Source organism: Bradyrhizobium sp. SZCCHNR1098 (assembly GCF_032489375.1).
GTDB lineage: Bacteria > Pseudomonadota > Alphaproteobacteria > Rhizobiales > Xanthobacteraceae > Bradyrhizobium.
In genome coordinates, this window is the sequence record NZ_JAUEXY010000001.1 from 885,410 (window position 1) to 907,467 (window position 22,058).

Annotated in this window: 20 protein-coding genes; 8 read left to right on the plus strand and 12 right to left on the minus strand. The window is 65.9% G+C overall.

What is annotated here, in order from left to right:
- Positions 1-6 precede the first annotated feature (6 nt).
- Genes QX135_RS04090 through QX135_RS04100 form a run of 3 tightly spaced genes read left to right on the plus strand, consistent with a single transcriptional unit; the run spans position 7 to position 4,831 of the window.
- Positions 7-1,380, plus strand: a complete 1,374-nt coding sequence (locus QX135_RS04090; RefSeq protein ID WP_316178206.1) for an MFS transporter — start codon at positions 7-9, stop codon at positions 1,378-1,380.
- 20 nt (positions 1,381-1,400) lie between these two features.
- Positions 1,401-3,101 (plus strand): FAD-dependent oxidoreductase, encoded by a 1,701-nt coding sequence (locus tag QX135_RS04095; RefSeq protein WP_316178205.1) that lies wholly within the window; start codon positions 1,401-1,403, stop codon positions 3,099-3,101.
- On the plus strand, positions 3,098-4,831 hold the full coding sequence (locus tag QX135_RS04100; protein ID WP_316178203.1) for a thiamine pyrophosphate-requiring protein: 1,734 nt from the start codon (positions 3,098-3,100) through the stop codon (positions 4,829-4,831). Before QX135_RS04095 ends, QX135_RS04100 begins: the two co-directional genes overlap by 4 nt.
- 64 nt (positions 4,832-4,895) lie before the next feature.
- On the opposite strand, the gene hflX is transcribed toward QX135_RS04100, so the two are convergent.
- The 7 genes from hflX to dusB all read right to left on the minus strand — a co-directional run bounded on the left by hflX (position 4,896) and on the right by dusB (position 14,307).
- Positions 4,896-6,275: a GTPase HflX gene (gene hflX / locus QX135_RS04105; RefSeq protein ID WP_316178201.1), complete on the minus strand. Its 1,380-nt coding sequence runs from the start codon at positions 6,273-6,275 to the stop codon at positions 4,896-4,898.
- A gap of 27 nt (positions 6,276-6,302) precedes the next feature.
- Entirely contained in the window at positions 6,303-6,551 is a 249-nt protein-coding gene (gene hfq, locus QX135_RS04110; RefSeq protein ID WP_006613906.1) for an RNA chaperone Hfq, read from the minus strand.
- Between the two features lie 269 nt (positions 6,552-6,820).
- A complete protein-coding gene (locus QX135_RS04115) occupies positions 6,821-8,191 on the minus strand; it encodes a sigma-54 dependent transcriptional regulator (RefSeq protein ID WP_315711893.1) in 1,371 nt (456 codons plus the stop codon).
- Positions 8,192-8,208: 17 nt separating this feature from the next.
- Positions 8,209-10,554, minus strand: a complete 2,346-nt coding sequence (locus QX135_RS04120; protein WP_316178200.1) for a PAS domain-containing sensor histidine kinase — start codon at positions 10,552-10,554, stop codon at positions 8,209-8,211.
- A 175-nt stretch (positions 10,555-10,729) separates the two neighbouring features.
- Positions 10,730-12,172, minus strand: a complete 1,443-nt coding sequence (gene ntrC, locus QX135_RS04125; protein ID WP_315711890.1) for a nitrogen regulation protein NR(I) — start codon at positions 12,170-12,172, stop codon at positions 10,730-10,732.
- 9 nt (positions 12,173-12,181) lie between these two features.
- Positions 12,182-13,357, minus strand: a complete 1,176-nt coding sequence (locus QX135_RS04130; protein WP_315770733.1) for a nitrogen regulation protein NR(II) — start codon at positions 13,355-13,357, stop codon at positions 12,182-12,184.
- Complete coding sequence (gene dusB / locus QX135_RS04135) at positions 13,354-14,307, minus strand: tRNA dihydrouridine synthase DusB (protein WP_316233962.1); 954 nt, start codon at positions 14,305-14,307, stop codon at positions 13,354-13,356. The genes QX135_RS04130 and dusB overlap by 4 nt, the downstream gene beginning before the upstream one ends.
- 448 nt (positions 14,308-14,755) lie before the next feature.
- Here dusB and QX135_RS04140 point away from each other — a divergent pair, with 448 nt between their 5' ends.
- Both QX135_RS04140 and QX135_RS04145 read left to right on the plus strand, forming a co-directional pair.
- Positions 14,756-15,937, plus strand: coding sequence for a bifunctional 2-C-methyl-D-erythritol 4-phosphate cytidylyltransferase/2-C-methyl-D-erythritol 2,4-cyclodiphosphate synthase (locus tag QX135_RS04140; protein ID WP_316233955.1), 1,182 nt, complete (start codon positions 14,756-14,758; stop codon positions 15,935-15,937).
- A 66-nt stretch (positions 15,938-16,003) separates the two neighbouring features.
- Positions 16,004-16,615 (plus strand): CinA family protein, encoded by a 612-nt coding sequence (locus QX135_RS04145; protein ID WP_316233956.1) that lies wholly within the window; start codon positions 16,004-16,006, stop codon positions 16,613-16,615.
- A 142-nt stretch (positions 16,616-16,757) separates the two neighbouring features.
- Here QX135_RS04145 and QX135_RS04150 read toward each other — a convergent pair whose 3' ends face one another.
- The gene (locus QX135_RS04150) at positions 16,758-17,042 is read right to left on the minus strand and encodes a type II toxin-antitoxin system RelE/ParE family toxin (protein ID WP_316233963.1); all 285 of its coding nucleotides are present in this window, start codon (positions 17,040-17,042) and stop codon (positions 16,758-16,760) included.
- The gene (locus QX135_RS04155) at positions 17,039-17,266 is read right to left on the minus strand and encodes a hypothetical protein (RefSeq protein ID WP_315770741.1); all 228 of its coding nucleotides are present in this window, start codon (positions 17,264-17,266) and stop codon (positions 17,039-17,041) included. The genes QX135_RS04150 and QX135_RS04155 overlap by 4 nt, the downstream gene beginning before the upstream one ends.
- A gap of 401 nt (positions 17,267-17,667) precedes the next feature.
- On the opposite strand from QX135_RS04155, the gene QX135_RS04160 reads away from it, so the two are divergent.
- Complete coding sequence (locus tag QX135_RS04160) at positions 17,668-18,636, plus strand: alpha/beta hydrolase family protein (protein WP_316233957.1); 969 nt, start codon at positions 17,668-17,670, stop codon at positions 18,634-18,636.
- A gap of 36 nt (positions 18,637-18,672) precedes the next feature.
- On the opposite strand, the gene QX135_RS04165 is transcribed toward QX135_RS04160, so the two are convergent.
- From QX135_RS04165 to QX135_RS04175, 3 genes are all read right to left on the minus strand, one after another.
- Complete coding sequence (locus QX135_RS04165) at positions 18,673-19,023, minus strand: DUF1127 domain-containing protein (protein WP_315779981.1); 351 nt, start codon at positions 19,021-19,023, stop codon at positions 18,673-18,675.
- A 249-nt stretch (positions 19,024-19,272) separates the two neighbouring features.
- Positions 19,273-19,830: an HD domain-containing protein gene (locus QX135_RS04170; protein ID WP_316233958.1), complete on the minus strand. Its 558-nt coding sequence runs from the start codon at positions 19,828-19,830 to the stop codon at positions 19,273-19,275.
- 46 nt (positions 19,831-19,876) lie between these two features.
- Positions 19,877-20,137, minus strand: a complete 261-nt coding sequence (locus QX135_RS04175; protein WP_315779985.1) for a hypothetical protein — start codon at positions 20,135-20,137, stop codon at positions 19,877-19,879.
- 228 nt (positions 20,138-20,365) lie between these two features.
- On the opposite strand from QX135_RS04175, the gene QX135_RS04180 reads away from it, so the two are divergent.
- A complete protein-coding gene (locus QX135_RS04180) occupies positions 20,366-20,719 on the plus strand; it encodes a hypothetical protein (RefSeq protein ID WP_315738022.1) in 354 nt (117 codons plus the stop codon).
- Entirely contained in the window at positions 20,691-21,953 is a 1,263-nt protein-coding gene (locus QX135_RS04185) for a methyl-accepting chemotaxis protein (protein WP_315738023.1), read from the plus strand. Before QX135_RS04180 ends, QX135_RS04185 begins: the two co-directional genes overlap by 29 nt.
- Positions 21,954-22,058 lie beyond the last annotated feature (105 nt).

A 22,058-nucleotide genomic window follows, 5' to 3' on the forward strand; every position in this document is an offset into this window, starting at 1 on the left:
GGACATTTGACGCAAGCGATCAATCTCACGCGCTACGTCGACGAGCGGCCGCTGTCGGGATTCCAGATCAGGGTGATCTGCCTGTGCGCGCTGGTCGTCGGGCTCGACGGCTTCGATGCCCAGGCGCTCGGCTTCGTCGCCCCTGCCCTCAGCAAGGACCTGCATCTGGCGCCGGGCGCGTTGGGACCCGTGTTCGGTGCGTCCCTGTTCGGCGTGATGATCGGCTCGCTGGTGTTCGGCGCGCTGGCCGACTATCTCGGGCGCAAATGGCTCGTCGTCGCCGGCGTTCTCGTGTTCGCGCTTGGATCGCTGGCGACCACCCAGGCCACGAGCGTATCCGACCTCGTCATCATTCGGTTCCTCACCGGCCTCGGGCTCGGCGGCGTCCTGCCCAACACGATCGCTCTGACCGGCGAATATTCGCCGCAGCGTCGCAGGACCCTGTTGATCATGCTGATGTTCATGACGGTGTCGCTGGGATCGGCGATCGGGGGAGCGGTCGCGGCCAAGCTCATCACCGCCTATGGCTGGCAGATCATCTTTCTCATCGGCGGCATTCTGCCGCTCATCCTCTGTCCCGTCCTCATTATCTGGCTGCCGGAATCGCTCTCGCTGCTGGCCCTCGACGACAGCAAGAATGATCGCGTGCGCGCGCTGCTGACGCGGATCGATCCGTCGGACCGCCTCCCCGCCGACGCGCGCTTTACGATCATCGAGGAGAGCGGCAAGGGCTTTCTGCTGCCACAGCTGTTCACCAAGCGGCGTCTGCTGCCGACCTTGCTGCTGTGGGTCATGTTCTTCATGAACATGATGGACATCTATTTCCTCAACAGCTGGCTGCCGACGCTCACACATGGTGTCGGGCTCGACGTCCAGGCGGCGATCGCCGTCGGCATCGCCTTCCAGCTCGGCGGCATGCTCGGCACCGTCGGGCTCGGCCTGCTGATCGAAAAGTTCGGCTTCGATCGCGTCCTGTTCGCGACCTACGTTGCCGGCTTCCTCTCGATCATCACCATCGGTATCGCGGGAGCCTCGTTGCCGTTTCTCGTGCCGGCCGTCTTCATTGCCGGCGTCGCGGTGATCGGCGGACAGATCGGCTGCAACGCCTACGCGGCGCGCATCTATCCGACCTACATCCGCGGCACCGGCATCGGCTGGGCACTGGGCATCGGCCGCTTCGGCTCGATCCTCGGCGTCACGATCGGCGGGTTGATGCTCGCGGCGAAATGGGACGTCTCCTCGCTGTTTCAGGCCAGCGCGGTACCGCAACTGTTCTCGGCGCTGGTGATCCTCGGCCTCGCTGTCCTCGGCATGCGCGGCAGTCTTCCGAGCGCCGACGATGCGCAACGCAGTGCGCTCTCCACGCCCGAGCGCGCGTAGATCAAAGCAAGAGAACCGACATGAAGACGATACGAACCCAGGTGCTCATCGTGGGCGCCGGCCCGGTCGGACTGACCGCCGCCATGGATCTCGCCTCGCGCGGCATCGACGTCGTGGTCGCGGAGATCAGGCGCGCCGGAGAGCCGCCCAACGTGAAATGCAACCACGTCTCCGCGCGCTCGATGGAGGTGTTCCGCCGCCTCGGCATCGTCCGCGAGGTGCGCGAAGGCGGCCTGCCGGCTGATTTTCCAAACGACTGCGCCTATCGCACCGCCGTCGTCGGCCGCGAGCTGACGCGCATCCCGATCCCATGCCGCCAGGACCGCTACACGGCAACCGGTGGGCCGGACACCGATTGGCCGACGCCCGAGCCGCCCCATCGCATCAATCAGATCTATCTCGAGCCGATCCTGTTCGCTTGCGCAGAGGCGCAACGCGGCATCACGATTCTCAACCGCGTCCAGGTCGATCGGTTCGACCAGGATGAAAACGGCGTGATCGCGCGGGCGCGCGATCTCGACGCCGGCCGGGACATCACCATCTCAGCCGACTATCTGATTGGCTGCGACGGTGGCCGCTCCACGGTGCGCAAGCTCATCGGCTCACGGCTCAGCGGCACCGATGTCGTGCAGCGGGTGCAGTCGACCTACATCCACGCTCCTGCGCTGAAGGAGCTGATCACCCAGAAGCTGGCCTGGATGACGATGTCGCTCAACCCGCGGCGCTGCGGCACCACCGTCTCCATCGACGGCCGCGACAACTGGCTGATCCACAACCACCTCGCGGCCGAGGAGCTCGAGTTCGACAGTGTCGATCGCGATTGGGCACTGCGCACCATTCTCGGTGTCGACGACCGTTTCCAGTATGAGATCATCAGCAAGGAGGACTGGATCGGACGTCGCCTGGTGGCGGATCGCTTCCGCGATCGCCGCGCCTTCATCTGCGGTGATGCGGCGCATCTGTGGATCCCCTATGCCGGCTACGGCATGAATGCAGGGATCGCCGATGCGGTCGACCTGTGCTGGATGCTTGCCGGCGTCCTCCACGGCTGGGCCACCCCTGCCCTGCTCGACGCCTACGAAGCGGAGCGGCAGCCGATCACCGAGCAGGTGTCGCACTTCGCGATGAACCACGCGCTCGCGGTGATGAGCCAGAGACGCGCCGTGCCTGCGGAGGTGGAGATCGATGGCCCCGTCGGCGACGCGGCGCGCAGCAAGGTCGGCAAGGCCGCCTATGATCTCAACGTGCAGCAATATTGCTGCGCCGGCTTGAATTTCGGCTATTACTACGACCGGTCTCCGGCGATCTCATACGATGGCGAGACGCCGCCGCCCTACGGCATGGGCCATTTCAGCGCGTCCACAGTGCCCGGCGCACGCGCGCCGCACGTCTGGCTGGCCGATGGCCGATCGCTGCTGGATGCGCTTGGCCCGGCTTACACGCTGGTGCGGTTCGATCCGGCCGTCGATGTCATGCCACTGGTCGACGCCGCGGCCCGCCAGGGCGTTCCCTTGACGCTCGTCGACGTCGAGCGCGCAAAGGCCGGCTATGGCTTCCCGGACAGCCTGCTCGTGCTGCGGCCGGACTCGCACATTGCCTGGCGCGGCTTGGCCGCACCGCTCGAGCCCAACGACCTGGTCGGTCGCCTGCGTGGACAGGCAAGTCAGAGCATGCGCCGTGACGATGCCGTCGTCGCCCTGACTCGTGTCATCGCGCCATGACCCGCCACACCACCGCGCATTACTTCCTCGAGGCGCTCGTCGATATCGGCATCGACTACATCTTCGCCAATCTCGGCACCGATCATGTCTCGCTGATCGAGGAGCTTGCACGCTGGGACAGCGAAGGTCGACGGCACCCCGAGGTGATCCTGTGTCCCCACGAGGTGGTCGCGGTGCACATGGCAATGGGCTATGCGAGCGCGACCGGCCGCGGCCAGGCCGTGTTCGTCCATGTCGATGCCGGCACGGCGAATGCGTGCATGGCGATTCAGAACGCCTTTCGCTACCGGCTGCCGGTGCTGCTGTTTGCAGGGCGGGCTCCGTTCGCGATGCATGGCGAGCTGCCGGGAGGACGTGACACCTACGTCCACTTCGTGCAGGAGAGTTTCGATCAGGGCAGCATCGTGCGTCCTTATGTCAAATGGGAATACACGCTGCCGTCGGGTGTCGTCGTCAAGGAGGCGGTCGCCCGCGCTGCCGCGTTCATGCACAGCGATCCGCCCGGCCCGGTCTACATGATGCTGCCGCGCGAGACCCTCGCCGAGACCTGGGACGAGGCGGCGATGCCGGCCTGCCCGCCCGCGCGCCATGGCAGCGTCAAGGCGGGAGGGATCGAGCCGGAGCGCGCGCGTGCCATCGCGGACGCGCTGATGAAGGCGGAGAATCCGATCGCGCTGACCGCTTATCTCGGACGCAGCGCCGAGGCCGTCTCTGTGCTGGAGCGGCTGGCGCTGGTCTGCGGAATCCGTGTCGCGGAGTTCAACCCCGTCACGATGAACATCTGCCAGGACTCCCCTTGCTTTGCCGGCTCCGACCCGGCCGCGCTGGTCGCCGGCGCCGATCTCGGGCTGCTCATCGACATCGACGTGCCATTCATTCCGCAGATGCTGAAGGCCGCCGATCGGCTGCGCTGGATCCAGATCGATATCGACGCCCTGAAGGCGGACATCCCGATGTGGGGATTTGCCACCGACCTCCGTATTCAGGGCGATTCGGCCGTCATTCTTCGTCAGGTGCTGGAGATCATCGTTGCCCGTGGCGACGACGCCTATCTCACGAGAGTGCGCGACCGGATCGCGAGCTGGCAGCCGGCACGCGAGGCCGCGCAGGCGAAACGGATATCCGCGGCGGCACAGAAGGGCCGGATCGGAGCGATCAACCCGGCCTATTTGTTTGCGCGGTTGCAGGCGCTGCTGTCGGAGGACGACATCGTCCTCAACGAGGCGGTCCGCAACGCGCCAATCCTGCAACAGCAGCTTCGCCGCACCAAGCCGATGACCTATGTGGGCCTGGCCGGCGGCGGCCTCGGCTTCAGCGGCGGCATGGCGCTCGGACTCAAGCTCGCCAATCCCTCAGCGCGCGTGGTGCAGATCGTCGGCGACGGCGCCTATCATTTCGCCGCGCCGGACTCCGTCTACGCCTTATCGCAGCAGTGCCAGCTCCCGATCCTGACCGTGATCCTCGACAACAACGGATGGCAGGCGGTGAAGGCATCGGTGCAGCGCGTCTATCCGGACGGCGCCGCACAGCGCACGGACTCCTTCCTCTCTAGGCTCAGCACCGGGCGCCAGGGCGAGCAGCGTCGTCTCGCCGACATCGCCTGCGCATTCGGCGCCCATGGCGAGCGGGTCGAGGATCCCGACAAGCTCGATGCGGCGATCGAGCGCTGCCTCGCCGCCCTCGACGGCGGGCGCGCCGCGGTGCTGCACGTCGACATCACGCCCTTGTAGCCCGATGGATAGGCGCAGCGATGCATGTCATCCTGCACGAGAGGCAAACGACGTCGCGCGCGGCTCACGCCACGCGGGGCACGCCGTGATAGCGCTCGACCACGATGTCGCGCTTGGTGGCATCGACGCGCACGGTCATGTCGTAGTGGCCCTCGTGCAGCTCCTTGGCCAGCACTTCGGCGTTGCGATGCAGCCAGGAGATGCCGGCGCCGTCGGCCGCATCGATGGTGAGATCGAGCGTCGTCCGCGCCGCCGCGAGCCGGTCCTCGATCGTCTGCAGGAGCGCGTCGACGCCCTCCCCAGTCTGGGCCGAGACCAGCAGGCACGGGCGCTCCGGTGGCCGCCGTGCGGCGATGTTGGCGAGGTTCTCGCACGCCGCCTCGTCGAGGCGATCGATCTTGTTCCAGACCTCGATGATGGTGTCGGTGGCCTCGGGATCGATGCCGAGCTGGCTGAGCACCAGTTCGACATCGTGCTGCTGCGCCTCGGCATCCTCGTGCGACATGTCGCGGACGTGCAGGATCACGTCGGCCTCCAGCACCTCCTCGAGCGTGGCGCGGAAGGCGGCGACGAGCTGCGTCGGCAGGTTGGAGATGAAGCCCACGGTGTCCGACAGCATCGCCTTGCCGCCATGCGGCAGCGTGATCGCGCGCAAGGTCGGATCGAGCGTCGCGAACAGCATGTCGGCGGCCTGGACGTCGGCGCGCGTCAGGCGATTGAACAGCGTCGACTTGCCGGCATTGGTGTAGCCGACCAGCGCCACGACGCGATACGGCACGCGTTGGCGGCCGGCGCGATGCAGCCGCCGCGTCGCCTGGACCTTCTTCAGCTCGTTCTCGAGCCGCGTGATGCGGTCGCCGATCAGCCGGCGGTCGGCCTCGATCTGGGTCTCGCCGGGACCGCCCATGAAGCCGAAACCGCCGCGCTGGCGCTCGAGATGGGTCCAGGACCGCACCAGACGGCTGCGCTGATAGTTGAGATGCGCGAGCTCGACCTGCAGCGCACCCTCCTTCGTCTTGGCGCGGCGGCCGAAGATCTCCAGGATCAAGCCGGTGCGGTCGAGCACCTTGGTGTTCCAGGCCTTCTCGAGGTTTCGCTGCTGGATCGGCGAGAGCGCGCAATCCATCACCACCAGCTCGACGCCATGGCCGGCGATCACGCCGGCAATCTCTTCGACCTTGCCCTTGCCGAGATAGGTCGCGGGGCGGATCTGCCCGATCGGCGTGAGAATGGCCTCGGCCACGGTCAGGTCGATGGCCCGCGCGAGGCCCGCCGCCTCGTCGATCCGCGCCTCGAAATCACGCATGTCGGATTGGCCTGCTTGCGCGCCATCGTCGCCGCGGCGCGCTCGCAAGTAGGGGCCGACCACGATGACGAGCCCGGTCCCCTTATTGTCATCCGGCCTCGACAGGCCGATGGTCCCTTCGCGATCGCGGGGTTCCAATCAGGTCACTCTCACGTCAGGTCACACTCACGCAGACGCGTCCTCGCCGCCTTCGAACAACTGGATCGGCGCGCCTGGCATGATGGTGGAGATCGCATGCTTGTAGACGAGCTGCGAGTGACCGTCACGCCGGAGCAGCAGGCAGAAATTGTCGAACCATGTGACAATCCCCTGCAGCTTCACGCCATTGACCAGGAAGATCGTGAGCGGCGTCTTGGTTTTGCGGACATGGTTTAGAAAGGTGTCTTGTAGGTTTTGTGCGCGGTCTGCCGCCATTGTTATTGTCTCGCAGTCTTGTGCTTTTTCTTATTGAACCTTCGATGTCCCGATCGCAGGCCCCGGATTCATCGAGGTGGCCCATGGTCCATTGAGATCCCCCTCAAGGGACCACGGGATGCCGGATTAGAAGACAGGCGAGCATATTAGGCAAGCCGCTTGCAAGGAAGCCGGTTCCAAAAGAGCCGGATTCATCCGTAAAATTCCGGAAATGGACGAATTTTCCAATGTAAATTCGTCCAGTCGGCAGGTTTGGCCGAGCTGGAGCCTCAGCCGACGCCGAGCGCCTTCAGCTTGCGATGCAGGGCCGACCGCTCCATGCCCACGAACTCGGCCGTGCGCGAGATGTTGCCCGAGAAGCGGCTGATCTGGGCGATCAGATAGTCGCGCTCGAACACCTCGCGTGCCTCGCGCAGCGGCAGGCCCATGATGTGCTCGCCATTGTTGCTGGTCGGCATCGCCGGCACCATCGATCCCACATCCGGCGGCAGCATGTCGGCGGTGATGATCACCTCCGGTCCACCGGCCGCCAGAATCATGACACGCTCGACGTTGTTGCGAAGCTGACGGACGTTGCCGGGCCACACATGCGACTGCAGCACGGCCATGGCGTCCTGGCCGATCTGGCGCTTTGGCAGGCCGGTCGTGGCCGAAATCTGCTCCATGAAATAGTCGATCAGCTCGGGAATGTCCTCGCGGCGCTCCGACAGCGGCGGAACCCGGATCGGCACCACCGACAGACGGTGATAGAGGTCCTCGCGGAAACGCCCGGCGGCAATCTCCTCCTCGAGATTCCGTGCGGTCGAGGAGATGATGCGCACGTCGACGTGCACCTTGGTGGTGCCGCCGGCGCGCTGGAATGTCTGGTCGACCAGCACGCGCAGGATCTTGTTCTGCGTCTCGCGCGGCATGTCGGCGATCTCGTCGACGAACAGCGTGCCGCCGTGGGCCTCCTCGAGCGCGCCGGTCTTGCGCGCCTGCTCGCCATTGGACTGCTCGATGCCGAACAGCTCCTCCTCCATCCGCTCCGGCGTGATCGCGGCGGCGTTGATGACAACGAACGGGCCCTCGGAGCGCGGCGACTGAGCGTGCAGCGAACGCGCGGCAAGCTCCTTGCCCGAGCCCGGCGGGCCGACGATCAGGATGCGGCTGTTGGCCTTGGCGGCGCGCTCGATGGTCTGGCGCAACTGGTTCATCGATGGCGAGCGGCCGGTCATGCTGCTCGCGGTCGGCGCCAGCTGCTTGAGCTCACGAACCTCGCGCTTCAGCCGGGAATTCTCGAGCGCACGCGTGGCAACCAGAATCAGGCGGTCGGACTTGAACGGCTTCTCGATGAAGTCATAGGCGCCGCGCTTGATCGCGGCGACCGCCGTTTCGATGTTGCCGTGGCCGGAGATCATCACGACCGGAAGGTCGGGATGGTCCTTCTTGATCTGCTCGAGGAGCTGCAGACCGTCGAGCTTGGAGCCCTGCAGCCAGATGTCCAGGAACACCAGGTTGGGACGGCGGCTCGTGATCTCCGCGAGCGCCGAATCGCTGTCGCGCGCGGTTCGCGTCGTGAAGCCTTCGTCATCCAGGATGCCGGCGACCAGCTCCCGGATATCGGCTTCATCGTCGACAATCAGAATATCACTCGCCATGGGTCACGCCTGTCTCGTCAGCTGCCGGTTGCGGCCTGGATTTTTGGTTCATCATTGGTCGTTTGAACCGTGTCAGCGGTTTCGCCGCCGGCCTCGGTCTTCTGCGCATTGTCAGACACCCCCGCCTGCTCCTTCGCTCCCGTCTTCGCGGCCTGGCCGGAGACGGCAAAGCGCAGCCGCATCCAGGCGCCGCGCTGGCCGGGACGGAAATCGGACGCGTCCTTCAGCTCGAGCTTGCCGCCATGGTCTTCCAGCACGCGGCCGACGATGGCGAGCCCGAGGCCGGTGCCCTTGGCGCGCGTCGTGACGTAGGGCTCGAGCAGCCGCTGCCGCGCCACCTTCGGCAGACCGATGCCGTTGTCGATGACGTCGATCAGCACGTCCTCACCCTCGCGCGAGGCGACGACATCGATTCGGCCCTTGCCGAGCTCCGCCTCGGGCACCACCTCGATCGCCTCGGTGGCGTTCTTGATGATGTTGGTCAGCGCCTGCGAGATCAGGCGGCGGTCGAACTGCGCGCGCAACGGGTCCTGCTTGATCTCGGTCTCGATGTCGATCTCGGGATGCGCGACCTTCATCAGGAACACGGCCTGCCGCACGGTGTCGGCGACGTCCTCGCCTTCCATCACCGGCTTCGGCATCCGCGCGAATCGCGAGAACTCGTCGACCATTCGCCTGATGTCGTCGACCTGCCGCACGATCGTCTCGGTACATTGCTCAAATACCGCCTTGTCCTCGGTGATGACCTTGCCGAATTTGCGGCGGATGCGCTCAGCCGAGAGTTGAATCGGCGTCAGCGGATTCTTGATCTCGTGCGCAATGCGGCGCGCGACGTCGCCCCAGGCGGACGTGCGCTGCGCCGAGACCAGCTCGGTGATGTCGTCCAGCGTGATGATGTAGCTGTCGCGCGCCTGGTTGGTCTGCTCGGCGGTGACGCGAACCGACAGATTGCGCTCGTGGCCGTCGCGCTGGATCGTGATCTGCCCCTGCACCAGCCGCTGCTTGCCCTCGCGCGCCGTCTTCATCATGTCGTCGAGCTCGGGCAGCACGTCGGAGAGCGGATGATCCAGCACCTCCTGCTCGGCATGTCCAATCAGCTTCTCGGCCGAGCGGTTGAGGATGCCGACGCTGCCCGAGGCATCGACGCCGATGATGCCGGCGGAGGCCGACGACAGCACCGCCTCGATGAAGCGGCGCCGGCTGTCGATCAGCTCGCTGGCGCTGACCAGCTCGTCGCGCTGCGTGCGCAGCTCCTGCGTCATCTTGTTGAAGGTCTGGCCGAGCTGGGCGAGATCGCCCTCCGAGCGATGCACCGGGACCTGGACGTTGAGATCGCCGGTCGAGACGGTGTTCGCGGCATTCATCAATTGCCGGATCGGCGCCACCAGCCAGTTGGCGAAGTTCAGCCCGATCAGCACCGAGGCCATCAGGATGGTCAGCGCGATCACCGCGAACATCAGCGCGAAGGCGATCTGGATGCCGAAGCGCCGCGCTTCGACCTGGGCGTATTCGGCGACCGACAGCTCGGTCTGCTTGAGCTGCTCGACGACCTGCGGATCGAGCGGGCGCGCGACGTAGAGGAAGGTGTCGTTGAACGCGCGCAGCCGGATCACCGCGGCGACGTAGTTCGATTCCGGCAGGACCGCGATCTCGGGCTCCTCCTCCCGGACATTGTTCAGGAACTCCGGCGCCGGCGGCGAATAGGCCAGTTGCACCCCGCCGGTCTCGGCCCAGACGATCGGGTTGGTGTTCTTGTCGATGATCATCGCGCCCGGCAGGTTGCGCGAGGCGGCGCTGGTGGTGAGCAGCTCGCGGAAGCTGGCGCGGTCCTGGTCGAACAGCGGCCGCGCGCGTGCGATGTCGGTCGCCATGCCGATGATGTCACCGCGGATGAATTGCGCGTGCTCCTGCATGTAGGCGCGCGCGATGGTCAGCGAGTTCTGGATCGCGACCTTGGCCGGTCCGGAGAACAGCCGGTCGAGGCCGCGATCGATGGTGACGTTGGCCGCCACGGCGACCAGCACCGCCGGCAATACCGCGATCACCGAGAACAGGCTGACGATCTGCACGTGCAGCCGCGCCGCCGCCCGGCCGCGCCGGCGGGCCTGCACCACCTGCCAGACCTCGCGGATGATGATCCCGACCAGGACCAAGATCGTTCCGGCGTCGATCAGGTAGAAGGTCTTGACGACGTCCGTCGTCGGCTCGACCGGGGTCAACCCGACCAGCACGATGAAGGTCAGGAAGGCCGACAGCAGCGCGAGCGCCACCGCCACCGGCGCCAGCCAGGTGCGCCAGGTCCAGCGCCGGCCGTCGGTGGACGACGAATCGAAGGGGGTGGCCGAGGTCTCTGCGCTGGTCATTCCGGCAAGGTGGGTGATGCTGAACGCGGCATGTCCGGGAATCGGACTGATGCATTCCTACCACGCTGTTGCCAAATTGCGACAAATCCGCGGCGCCGGAGCGCGTCGCGGATTTGTCTACATTAATTCTCACCTGAGGCGGGCCTGAGCCCGCCGGAAAGGTATCAAATCACCATCAAGCGCCGCTGCGGTACACCTGAATGTCGAGGTCGCGAATCTTCTTCCGCAGCGTGTTGCGGTTGAGGCCGAGCAGATCGGCCGCGCGGATCTGGTTGCCGCGGGTCGCCGCCAGCGCTGCCGTCAGCAGCGGAATCTCGATCTCCTTGAGAATGCGGTGGTACAGCCCCGGCGGCGGCACGCCGTTGGGAAACCCCTGGAAGTGCGACGACAGATAGGCCTCCACGGCGCCACCGAGATTGTCGATCGAGGTCGGCGTGTTCGAGCCGGTCGTGACTGCCGGCGGCGCCAGCTCGCCATCGATCACCGAGGCAGTGATCACGTCCTGCGGATACAGCGCGGCCAAACGCCGGGCGAGATTCTCCAGCTCGCGGACGTTGCCCGGCCAGCGGTGCTGCTTGAGCCGCTCCAGCGCCGCAGCATCGAGCTTCTTCGGCGGCAGCCCGTCCTTCTCGGCCAGCGCGAAGAAGTGGCGGACGAGGTCCGGCAGGTCCTCGATGCGCTCGCGCAAGGGAGGCAGCCGCAGCGGCACGACGTTGAGGCGGAAGAACAGATCCTCGCGGAACAGCCCCTGCTGGATCAGGATGCGCAGGTCCTTGTTGGAGGCGGCGACGATGCGCACGTCGGTCTTGATCGGGGTGCGGCCGCCGACGGTGGTGTACTCGCCCTGCTGCAGCACGCGTAAGAGCCGCGTCTGCGCCTCCATCGGCATGTCGCCGATCTCGTCCAGGAACAGCGTGCCGCCCTCGGCCTGCTCGAAACGGCCGGACGCTCGGGTGTTGGCGCCAGTGAAGGCGCCGCGCTCGTGCCCGAACAGTTCCGACTCGATCAGGTCGCGCGGGATCGCCGCCATGTTGACCGCAACGAACGGGCCGTTGCGGCGCTTGCCGTAATCGTGCAGCGCGCGCGCCACCAGCTCCTTGCCGGTGCCGCTCTCGCCGGAGATCATCACCGTGAGGTCGGTCTGCATCAGTCGCGCCAGCACGCGGTAGATGTCCTGCATCGCCGGCGAGCGGCCGACCAGAGGGATCGATTCGAACTCGCCGTCGTCGGGCTGGCTCGCCGCACGCTCCTTCGGCTCGGCCAAGGCACGGCCGACGATCGCAATCAGCTCCTTCAGGTCGAACGGCTTCGGCAGATACTCATAGGCGCCGCGCTCCGACGCCTTGATGGCGGTCATGAAGGTGTTCTGCGCGCTCATCACGATGACCGGCAGGTTCGGCCGCATCTTCTTGATCCGCGGCAGCAGGTCGAACGCGTTCTCGTCCGGCATCACCACGTCGGTGATGACGAGATCGCCCTCGCCCTGGCTCACCCAGCGCCACAGCGTGGCGGCGTTGCCGGTCAGCCGCACCTCATAGCCGGCGCGTGACAGCGCCTGGTTTAGGACCGTGCGGATGGCCGTATCGTCGTCGGCAACGAGAATGCTACCTGCAGGCATAGGTGGTCCTCAATTTGATCCCTGTGAGGCATGCAACGGCGTCCCCGAAACGTCATCGCGATGGCCGTGGTCTGGTTGTCTGGCTGCGCTGTACATCGGCATCAGCACCCGGAAGGTCGTCTTGCGCGGCTGCGACTCGCACTCGATGATCCCGCCATGGTCGCCGACGATCTTCGCGACCAATGCAAGTCCGAGGCCGCTTCCGGTCGGCTTGGTGGTCACGAACGGATCGAACAGATTGGGCATCAGGTCTTCCGGCACGCCGGGGCCGTTGTCCCTGACGCAGAACTCCAGCGGCAGCGACACCCGTGATTTCTTGCCGGGCACCGACAGCCGCACGCCCGGGCGGAAGGCCGTGGTGAGCTGGATCTCGGCATCCGAGCCGAGATCGACGACCGCTTCCGCGGCATTCTTGACCAGGTTCAGGAACACCTGGATCAGTTGATCCTGGTTGGCGAGCACCGGCGGCAGCGACGGATCGTAATCCTCGACGAAGCGGATGTTGCGGGCAAAGCCCGACTGCGCCAGCCGCTTCACGTGATCGAGCACGGAATGGATGTTCACGGGCCCGCGCGCCACCGGGCGGTCGTCGCCGAACACCTCCATGCGGTCGACCAAAGTGACGATGCGGTCGGCCTCGTCGCAGATCAGCCGGGTCAGCATGCGGTCCTCGGAGGAGGCCTGCTGCTCCAAAAGCTGCGCGGCGCCGCGGATGCCCGACAGCGGGTTCTTGATCTCGTGCGCCAGCATCGCGGCCAGCGCGATCACCGAGCGCGCAGCGCTGCGATGCGTGAGCTGGCGGTCCATCTTGTCGGCGATGGTGCGCTCCTGCAGCATCACCACGATATGGCCGGGGCGCTCCGGCAGCGGCGCGACGTGCAGGTCGACGAGCCGATCGGCGCCGGTGCGCGGCGTGCCCAGATCGACCTTGTACTCGTTGACCGGCGCGCTGGTGGTGCGGACCTGGTCGATCAGCGCCAGCAAGGGGCTGCCGAACGGCACCAGCTTCTTCAGCGACTGCCGCTGCAAAAACTGCGTCGAGGAATCGAAGAAGGATTCCGCCGCCATGTTGGCGTCCATGATCATGCCATCCGGGCCGATGACGAGGACCGGATTCGGCAAAGCGTTGAGGATGGCGTCGCCATCCGACGGAAGTCGCTTGCGCTGTTCTGCGGCTGAGCTCATGCGGCTGCACTCCAGGCAAAATCGTCGAAAGCCTCACGCAGCGCCCGATGCACCAAGGACGGCTGCTCGGACGTCAGGATACGGTCGCGCCACGCCTTCAGTTTTTCGGCCGGCGCCTGGGCGTGCTGGGCGGCGACGTCGAGCCCCCAGCTGAGATGCTTGCGGGCGTGGCGCAGGCCGACACGCGCGCCATAGTGACGGCAGATCTCGTCATAGAGCGCGGTGAGAAGACTGAGCTGCTGCGCCAGTTCGGGCGCGCCCTCTTCCGCACCGCCGTCGAGCCGGCGGCCGATCTGGCCGGGCAGCCACGGCTGTCCTTGCGCGCCGCGCCCGATCATCACGGCATCGGCGCCGGACGTATCGAGCGCCTCGCGCGCGTCTTCGTAGGTGGTGATGTCGCCGTTGACGACGACCGGCAGATCGACGGCATCCTTCACCGCGCGCACCGCGCCCCAGTCGGCCTCGCCCTTGTAGAACTGCTGCCGCGTGCGGCCGTGCACGGTGATCAGCTGCACGCCCGCGGCTTCGGCGCGGCGCGCCAGCTCCGGTGCATTGAGGCTGCCCTGGTCCCAGCCGAGCCGCATCTTCAGCGTTACGGGCACGTCGACGGCCTCGACCGTCGCCTCGATCAGGGTCAGCGCATGATCGAGATCACGCATCAGGGCCGAGCCGGACTGGCCGCCGGTCACGTGCCGCGCCGGGCAGCCCATGTTGATGTCGATGATATCAGCGCCGCCCTCCTCGGCGACCCTCGCGCCCTCGGCCATCCAATGCGCCTCGCAGCCGGCGAGCTGCACCACATGCGGCCCGACGCCGCTCGCCTCGCAGCGCAACCGGGATATCCACCGCCCGCGCACGAGATCGTCGCTCGCGGTCATCTCGGACACCACCAGCCCGGCGCCGAGCTCGGCCGCGAGTCGGCGGAACGGCGCGTCGGTGATGCCCGACATCGGCGCGAGAATGGCCCGGTTGGCGAGTGAAACGTCGCCTATCTTCAAGGCTTTGGCGTGTGTATTGGCCGGACCGGTCACGAACGACTCTTAAAGCTCTTCGGACGCATCATCGCGTCTGCGCTGTACTCTCAAGCACAAATCTTGGGCAGTCAAGCGTCATGCCTACACTTTAGCCAAGACAATCAGCATTTCAAGTGCAGTGCAGCAAAATATGCTTGTTCGGCAGTCATGGTAAACCCGTGAGCCGCCGGATTTTTGCATGGCTCAGCGAGGATGCCCACAGGCGGCGGGCGATCGGCCCGCTCGAGGCCACGGCGCCTCCCGGCACGTGCATCGCGATCGCAGTTGCCGCTCAGACAACGTGTGATCCTGCTCGCTTAACATGTTCTGCAGATGTAAGAAGCCGCGAACCCATCATCTCCCTTTGCATCGATACCCTGTTCCCATGACGACTTCTCAGCGGACTGCAGCCATTCTCGTCGCGGCCGGACGTGGCCTGCGGGCCGGCGCCGGCGGTCCGAAGCAATACCGCATGATCGGCGGCCGCACGGTCATCCATCGCGCGCTCGCCGCCTTCGCCGATCACCCCGAGGTGGCGGTGGTCCAGCCGGTGGTGAACCCCGACGACATCGACATCTTCAACGCAGCCGTCTTCGGCCTGCGCCACGAGGTCCCAGCGCATGGCGGTGCGACGCGCCAGGCCTCGGTGCTCGCAGGCCTGGAAGCGCTGGCGCCGCACAAGCCCGACATCGTGCTGATCCACGATGCCGCGCGTCCGTTCGTCACGCCCGCCGTGATCTCGCGCGCGATTCGAGCGGCCGGCAAGACCGGTGCGGCGATTCCCGTGGTGCCGGTCACCGACACCATCAAGGAAGTCGGCACGGGCGGCGACATCACCGCGACACCGGAGCGCGCGAAGCTGCGCATCGCCCAGACGCCGCAGACCTTCAAGTTCGACACGATCCTGGAGGCACACCGCCGCGCCGCGCGCGACGGCCTCACCGAGTTCACAGATGATGCGGCGATCGCCGAATGGGCGGGATTGACCGTCGCGACCTTTGAGGGCGATGTTGCCAACATGAAGCTCACCACACCGGAAGATTTCGTGCGCGAGGAAGCGCGCCTTGCCGCGCAGCTCGGCGACATCCGGACTGGCACCGGCTACGACGTCCACGCCTTCGGCGAAGGCGACCATGTCTGGCTGTGCGGCCTGCGTGTGCCGCATAGCAAGGGGTTCCTTGCCCACTCCGACGGCGACGTCGGTCTGCACGCTCTGGTTGATGCAATTTTGGGCGCCCTGGCCGATGGCGACATCGGCTCGCACTTCCCGCCCTCCGACATGAAGTGGAAAGGCGCCTCCTCCGACCAGTTCCTGAAATACGCCATCGAGCGCGTGACCGCGCGTGGCGGCCGCGTCGCCAATCTCGAGGTCACGATGATCTGCGAACGCCCGAAGATCGGCCCCCTGCGCGACCAGATGCGCGCCCGCATCGCCGAGATCACCGGCGTCGACATCTCGCGCGTCGCGGTGAAGGCCACCACCAGCGAGCGGCTCGGCTTCACCGGCCGCGAGGAAGGCATCGCAGCGACGGCGAGCGCGACGATCCGTCTGCCGTGGAGCGCCTAGAGGCGCACCACCCTGTCACCGCTCGTGGAGCTTTCGATCTGACGGTCGGATGAGGACAACGCAGCCATGGCCAGCGAACGTCAAATCGGCTCTACCAGCGCGCTGGCCCGCTCGCTGCTCGACCTGTGCCGGTCGCGCAAGCTGATGATCGCGACCGCCGAGTCCTGCACCGGCGGCCTGGTCGCAGCGGCGCTGACCGACATCCCCGGCTCCTCTGATGTCATCGACCGCGGCTTCGTCACCTACTCCAACGAGGCCAAGCGCGCGATGCTCGGCGTCGAAGCTTCGACGCTGCAGACCTTCGGCGCCGTCTCCAAGGAGACCGCGATCCAGATGGCGGTCGGCGCCCTGGAACGCGCCGACGTCGACCTCGCAGTCGCCATCACCGGCATCGCCGGCCCCGGCGGCGCCACCCCCGGCAAGCCGGTCGGCCTCGTCCATTTCGCCGTCGCCGCCCGCGACGGCCGCATCACCCACCGCGAACACCGCTTCGGCGCCATCGGCCGCAGCACCGTCCGCACCCGCTCCGTCATCGAGGCCCTGCGCCTGCTGATGGAGCTGGCCCGGCCGCAGGTCCCCGCCAAGCCCAAGCGCGCCGCCGCCACCCGGCTCCGTCCGCGCGTCGCCCGCACGCCGCGGCTGCATCCGGTGAAGCGGCCACGCCGGCCGCGAACTTAGTTGCTCGTCATGAGCGCAGCTCTCGCCCCATCGTCATCCCGAGCGCAGCGACGCGATCCAAGGCTTTCGCGCTTCAAGACATTGGATTGCTCCGGCGCGACAGCGCCTCGCAATGACCAGATGTTCAATCTTCATTCCGCCCCTAACCGAACTCATCCGGATTGCGCGCCGTGTGACGCACACTGTGAATGACCACCTCGTCGGCAGCAACTTCGTAGTAGATGAGGTAAGGATAAGGATTGATAGTCAATCTGCGCAGGCGCGGATGGGTCGATTGAGCACCTGCCTTAGGATAATAAACCAACATGTCAAAGACGGACTTGATCCGCATGTGAACGCGCCTTGCGCCGCCTGGCGAATGCGACGCGACATAATCGAGTACGCTCTCAAGCTCGTTCGCTGCGCGAGTCGTGAAGCGAAGCTTCAGAGACCGTGCTTAGCCCATATGGCCTTGATTTCGTCTTCGGTCGCGAACCGCCCTTGATCTGCTTGGCGCAGCGATTCTTCCAGCGAAGCAAGGTCGGCAGGAGTCAGCTCAACGCAAGCTTCGTCGTATCCGGTCAACCGTAACAGTACCCGCGCCAGCTCATCCTGCTCTTCGGCCGGAAGCTGGCGTGCGACGTCAAAAGCCCTGTCAAGCAATGTTGTCATGCAGGCAATATATACTGACGAGCCTCCGCCGGGAAGTGTTCACGCAATAGGCTGAGGACACCTAGGCAAAGAGCCGCCCGTAAGGCGCCCGGACTGCCGCCATGTCAGCCGCGCATTCGGAATGGTGGGCACGGCGCGCCCGCACTGGCCGGGACTGAAGCTAACGTTTGGGAGTTACCGCAGAACCTCGACGGCTTGATCAAATCATCTTGTCATCGGAGGCACGAGCTGGTGGTGAACGCAAAGATGGTCGGCACGACAGACCCTATGGCACCCGAGGTGATCTGCCGATGGATTGTCCACTCCGGTTCGACGGCCGGTCATTGGGCGGAACGGGCGGTCCAGTTGGCACAACTTTCGCGGGTACACGCCATTTCGTAGTTCAACGTGAGGAGACCGTCTTGCTTCATCGGACCTTCGCCACTCTCGCGCTGCCGCTCCTCCTCCTGACCTCCTCCGCCCACGCCGCTGGCTTGCAGCTCTTGGAGGTCGATCATGGATTTCACGGCATCATCTGGACGCCCTGCGCCGCAGACGCCGGTAGCGTGCCGGTTGGAAGCCTCGCGATCCCAGGGCTGGAGACACTGCCCGGGGTAAAGAATTGTCCAATCAAGGGCACGAAGCTGCCATTGGTCGTGATGTCCCACGGGCGCGGCGGCTGGATCGGTGGAAACCACGATGTTGCGGAAGCGCTGGCGGACGCGGGATTCATCGTCGCGGCGATCAACCATCCCGGCGACAGTGTCGGCGACCTGGCGCAGCGCGACAGCCTGTCGGTCTGGCTCTCACGGCCGCAGGACATGATGCATCTGATCGATTTCATGTTGAACGATTGGACAAGCAGAGCCGCGATTGATCCGGACCGTATCGGCTTCTTCGGCTTTTCGCGCGGTGGCTACACCGGAACCGTTCTCGCCGGCGTCGACCCGGACTTTCAAAGGGTGGCGCACTACTGCACGCAACAGAACCCGTTCTGCGAGCAGGTCCGCAATGGCGAGTTTCCCAGAAGCTGGCCGCACGACGAGAGGATCAAGGCGGCCGTGCTGGCCGACGCCGCCCACACGGTCGGATTCACGCGAGCAAATCTCGCGAGCATCAAGATTCCCCTCCAGGTCTGGCGCTCGGAGCTCGGCGGCAACGGGGTCGATCCGGAAGGGACCGCCCGCGTAACCGCGAGCCTTCCCGGCACGCCCGAGGTCCACACCGTGCCCGCCGCGCATTTTGCTTTCCTCGCGCCGTGCTCCGCGGAGCTCGCGGCCGCCGTCCCGCGCATCTGTGCTGATACGCCTGCGGATTTCGACCGCGCGGCGTTTCACCGAGAGTTTGACGCCCAGGTCGTCAGGTTCTTCTCCGAGAAGCTGGGCAAGTAGGATCCGTGGCAGAACCTGCGTTCCGCCGCGTCGCTCTCATGCGCGCCAGAACGGGCGCCGGCACAGCCGCCGCGCCTCGTCGCGTGTCAGGCCGTAGTCCTGCAGCACCTCGTCGGCGATCCACGGCAACTCCCGGGCGAAGCGACCGCGCTCGCGCCAGCGCTTCCACCAGAGCCGCAGCAATGACACTGGCTGCAGCTCGGCGCAGCTTTGATCAGGCGCCGGTCGCGCCAAGTAGTAGATCTCGGCGCCGGGCTTGGGCGAGATGGGATGGCTCGCCGAGGGACCACGGCGCCGCTCGTCGAGTTCCTGGAAACGCAGCACATGATGGAGCGGAGTTCGCTCCTCGATGGCGCTGACCCTCGGATCGTCGGTCGTGCTCGGCATGGCGGGCTCCCCCTTCAAATGAAGAACCTGCCGGCAACAAAAAAACCGCCAGGTTCTGGCGGCTGTTCGGATCAAATGCTGCAATTCGTCAGATTGAGCGCGATCCTCCCGCCGCCAGCGAGCTACGGTGCGTGATGCGACCAAAACGATGGGAGGCGACGGTGATCATGGCCGGCTCTATAGCGGATCGCCCTGAGGTTGTCATCATCGAATCCGGTGCGAGGCGGGCAAGCGCATTGCCCGATCTGGTCAGGACGGAAAAGCACCAACGGTCCGCGCAAGTTGCCGCGCCAACGGTCCAGGCAGAGCCTCATCGAAAATCCGGCTCAGCGTGCGGTAATACCAGATCGTCCCATCCCTTCCACCGGTGAAGCGTTGCCACACGACGTCGCCCACCTCATCAAGGTCGCTCGCGATCGCTTCCGCGTTGTCAACCTTGTCAGCGAGCGAGACCAGCAGCGATGACGCCGGCTTGAGCGGCAGCCGGGCGAGATAGGCTTCCTTCCGCGGGCGCCAGGCCGGCCTCGGATCGACCCAGGAATCCGTGCAGTCCGCAACGATCACGGCGACGCTATCGCCAAAACGCCGGCGGATCTCATCCAGCGTGGCCTGCCCGCCCTGGTCCTCGGCGGCGTCATGCAACAGTCCCGCGATAGCCTGCACCTCGCTGCCGCCCGCCGACAGCACGCGGCTGGAGACGCTCAGCAGATGCGCGATGTAGGGCACGTTGCTGCCCTTTCTCAATTGGGTCCGGTGCAGCCTTGTCGCATAGACGAGCGCTTCGTCGTAGAGATGGGAGAGTGACATTGCTTGCTTTCTTCTCTGGCTGACGCAGGGTCAGGCCGATGGTTCGTCATTGGGGATTATCGGCATTGTTCCAATCATTGGGCACCACGTCGAGCATCATCCTAGCCGACCCGTCGGGCGAATCAGCTGGCGTGCGGAATAGCGGAGAGCCCGCCTCCGGTGCCTTGCTGCGATCGAAGCGCATCGCGAGGGCGTGCGCCAAGACACTGATTTCCTCAATCCGTTCAATGTCCGACTCACTGTCCAGTCCTGCCGACGAAAATATTCTCGTTTCTATTTTCCAGAATTCATGCTTCCCTCCCGTCATCCCGCCTCGACACGAGGGGCGTATCGCGATCGTCACGACACGCGAGGTGGGGAGGCGATGGCCGCCGATGGGCCGCAGCACGTCTGATGACGTGCGGACGAACGGCTCTTGGCGGACGTGAAGTCGCAGCGTCCTGGCACCCCGATGCTGGTGTCACGCCGGTGGAGATGATGATCCGCCGGTCACGGGGGCAAGACAGCCCGGTCCCCGGGGAGACTGCGTATAAACGTGAAGACCATCGCGCAGGGAATGCCGGATGTCGGCTGGACCTGTGGTGACTGCCGCCTGCTTTTTGTTGCAGGCGGGCCATGGGTTGCGGCCAGCACCCGGCATTCCCTGCGCCCTCGTGATTTCAGAGGGTCGATCGAGATGCACAGCCCGGGCGTGATTGCGCCGCGGAGGATGCGGCTGCGTGCCCGCTGGATGCCGTCCCTCACCGTCCGGACCGCGATCGCCGACCATTATCGCTCGCCCCTCCACGGCCTAAAGGTTTTGGTTAATTTTGTCCTGCTACGTCTCGCGCATTCTTCTCTGACAGTGGATTCGGGACCCCATGGCTTTCTTCTCCGGCAAGTCGGCTGATCGCACGCATAACCTCCTGATGACGGAGCTGTTCGAACGCCATCGCGACGCCATCCTGGTGATGTCCGACGGCAAGATCATCGCCTGCAACGAGACCGCGGTTCGCTTCGGCGGCTTCCGCAGCAAGCAGGACTTGCTGTCGCGTTCGCCGGCGACCATGGCGCCGGAGTTTCAGCCCAGTGGCAAGCGCTCCGCCGACGTGGTGAAGGAGATGGATGCCAAGGCCAGGCGCGAGGGCCACGCGACGTTCGAGTGGACCACCAAGCGCGCCGACGGCAGCCCGGCCCTGGTGCAGATCACGCTGGTGCCGACCCAGGTCGAGGGCCAGACCTACGTCATGAGCTTCCGCCGCGATCTTTCCGACCTCGTCGCCGCACGCGAGGAGAAGAAGCGCGCGCTGGACCAGATCGCCAAGGATTTCGAGACCAGCGTCGGCGCCATCGCCAATGCGATCTCTGGCGCCTCGCGCGAAGTCGAGACGACGGCCGCGTCGCTGACGACCACGGCGGACCAGGCCGCGCAGCGCGTGGCGCTGGTCGCCTCCGCCTCGAACTCCGCATCGTCCAACGTGCAGTCGGTGGCCGGCGCCACCGAGGAGCTCTCGACCTCGGTCAGCGAGATCAACCGCCAGGTCGCGACCTCCTCAACCATCGCAGCCGAAGCGGTCGAGGCGTCCTCGCGCACCAACGATCTCGTCAACAGCCTCGCGGACGCCGCCGCCAAGATCGGCGCGGTCACCGACATGATCAATGCGATCGCGAGCCAGACCAACCTGCTGGCGCTGAACGCGACCATCGAGGCGGCGCGCGCCGGCGATGCCGGCCGCGGCTTCGCCGTGGTCGCCTCGGAGGTGAAGAGCCTGTCGAGCCAGACCGCAAAGGCGACTGACGAGATATCAGCCCACATCAGCGCGATGCAGCGCGCCACCAGCGACACGGTGGCCGCGATCCAGGGCATCGGCGGCACCATCGGCCAGATCAGCGAGATCGCCAAGACCATTGCGACCGCGGTCGACCAGCAGGGCCACGCGACGCAGGAGATCGCCCGCTCGGTCAGCCAGGCCGCCAGCGGCACCCGCGAGGTCGCCACCAACATCGGCTCGGTCAGCCAGACCGTGGAATCAGCTGGCGGCGCCGCGCGGCAGATGCTGGGCGCGGCCGGCCAGCTCGCCAAGCACGCGGACGAGCTGCGCGGCAAGGTGAAGGACTTTTTGAGCGCCGTGCAGGCGGCGTAGTTTCGATCGCCGGCGCGACGTGTCCGCGATCAGAACGACTCCGCGACGATGTCGCGGAGCAGCTGTTTGAAGACGTGGATAGGAAGGAAAGCGCTCGGGCTTCGC

Coding starts and splice junctions, on each gene's coding strand:
- QX135_RS04095 (WP_316178205.1), top strand. CDS start 1,401: ATGAAGACGATACGAACCCAGGTGCTCATCGTGGGCGCCGGCCCGGTC.
- QX135_RS04100 (WP_316178203.1), top strand. CDS start 3,098: ATGACCCGCCACACCACCGCGCATTACTTCCTCGAGGCGCTCGTCGAT.
- hfq (WP_006613906.1), bottom strand. CDS start 6,551: ATGGCGGCAGACCGCGCACAAAACCTACAAGACACCTTTCTAAACCAT.
- QX135_RS04115 (WP_315711893.1), bottom strand. CDS start 8,191: ATGGCGAGTGATATTCTGATTGTCGACGATGAAGCCGATATCCGGGAG.
- QX135_RS04120 (WP_316178200.1), bottom strand. CDS start 10,554: ATGACCAGCGCAGAGACCTCGGCCACCCCCTTCGATTCGTCGTCCACC.
- ntrC (WP_315711890.1), bottom strand. CDS start 12,172: ATGCCTGCAGGTAGCATTCTCGTTGCCGACGACGATACGGCCATCCGC.
- QX135_RS04130 (WP_315770733.1), bottom strand. CDS start 13,357: ATGAGCTCAGCCGCAGAACAGCGCAAGCGACTTCCGTCGGATGGCGAC.
- dusB (WP_316233962.1), bottom strand. CDS start 14,307: ATGTCGGGCATCACCGACGCGCCGTTCCGCCGACTCGCGGCCGAGCTC.
- QX135_RS04140 (WP_316233955.1), top strand. CDS start 14,756: ATGACGACTTCTCAGCGGACTGCAGCCATTCTCGTCGCGGCCGGACGT.
- QX135_RS04145 (WP_316233956.1), top strand. CDS start 16,004: ATGGCCAGCGAACGTCAAATCGGCTCTACCAGCGCGCTGGCCCGCTCG.
- QX135_RS04155 (WP_315770741.1), bottom strand. CDS start 17,266: ATGACAACATTGCTTGACAGGGCTTTTGACGTCGCACGCCAGCTTCCG.
- QX135_RS04165 (WP_315779981.1), bottom strand. CDS start 19,023: ATGCCGAGCACGACCGACGATCCGAGGGTCAGCGCCATCGAGGAGCGA.
- QX135_RS04170 (WP_316233958.1), bottom strand. CDS start 19,830: ATGTCACTCTCCCATCTCTACGACGAAGCGCTCGTCTATGCGACAAGG.
- QX135_RS04175 (WP_315779985.1), bottom strand. CDS start 20,137: ATGACGGGAGGGAAGCATGAATTCTGGAAAATAGAAACGAGAATATTT.
- QX135_RS04185 (WP_315738023.1), top strand. CDS start 20,691: ATGGCTTTCTTCTCCGGCAAGTCGGCTGATCGCACGCATAACCTCCTG.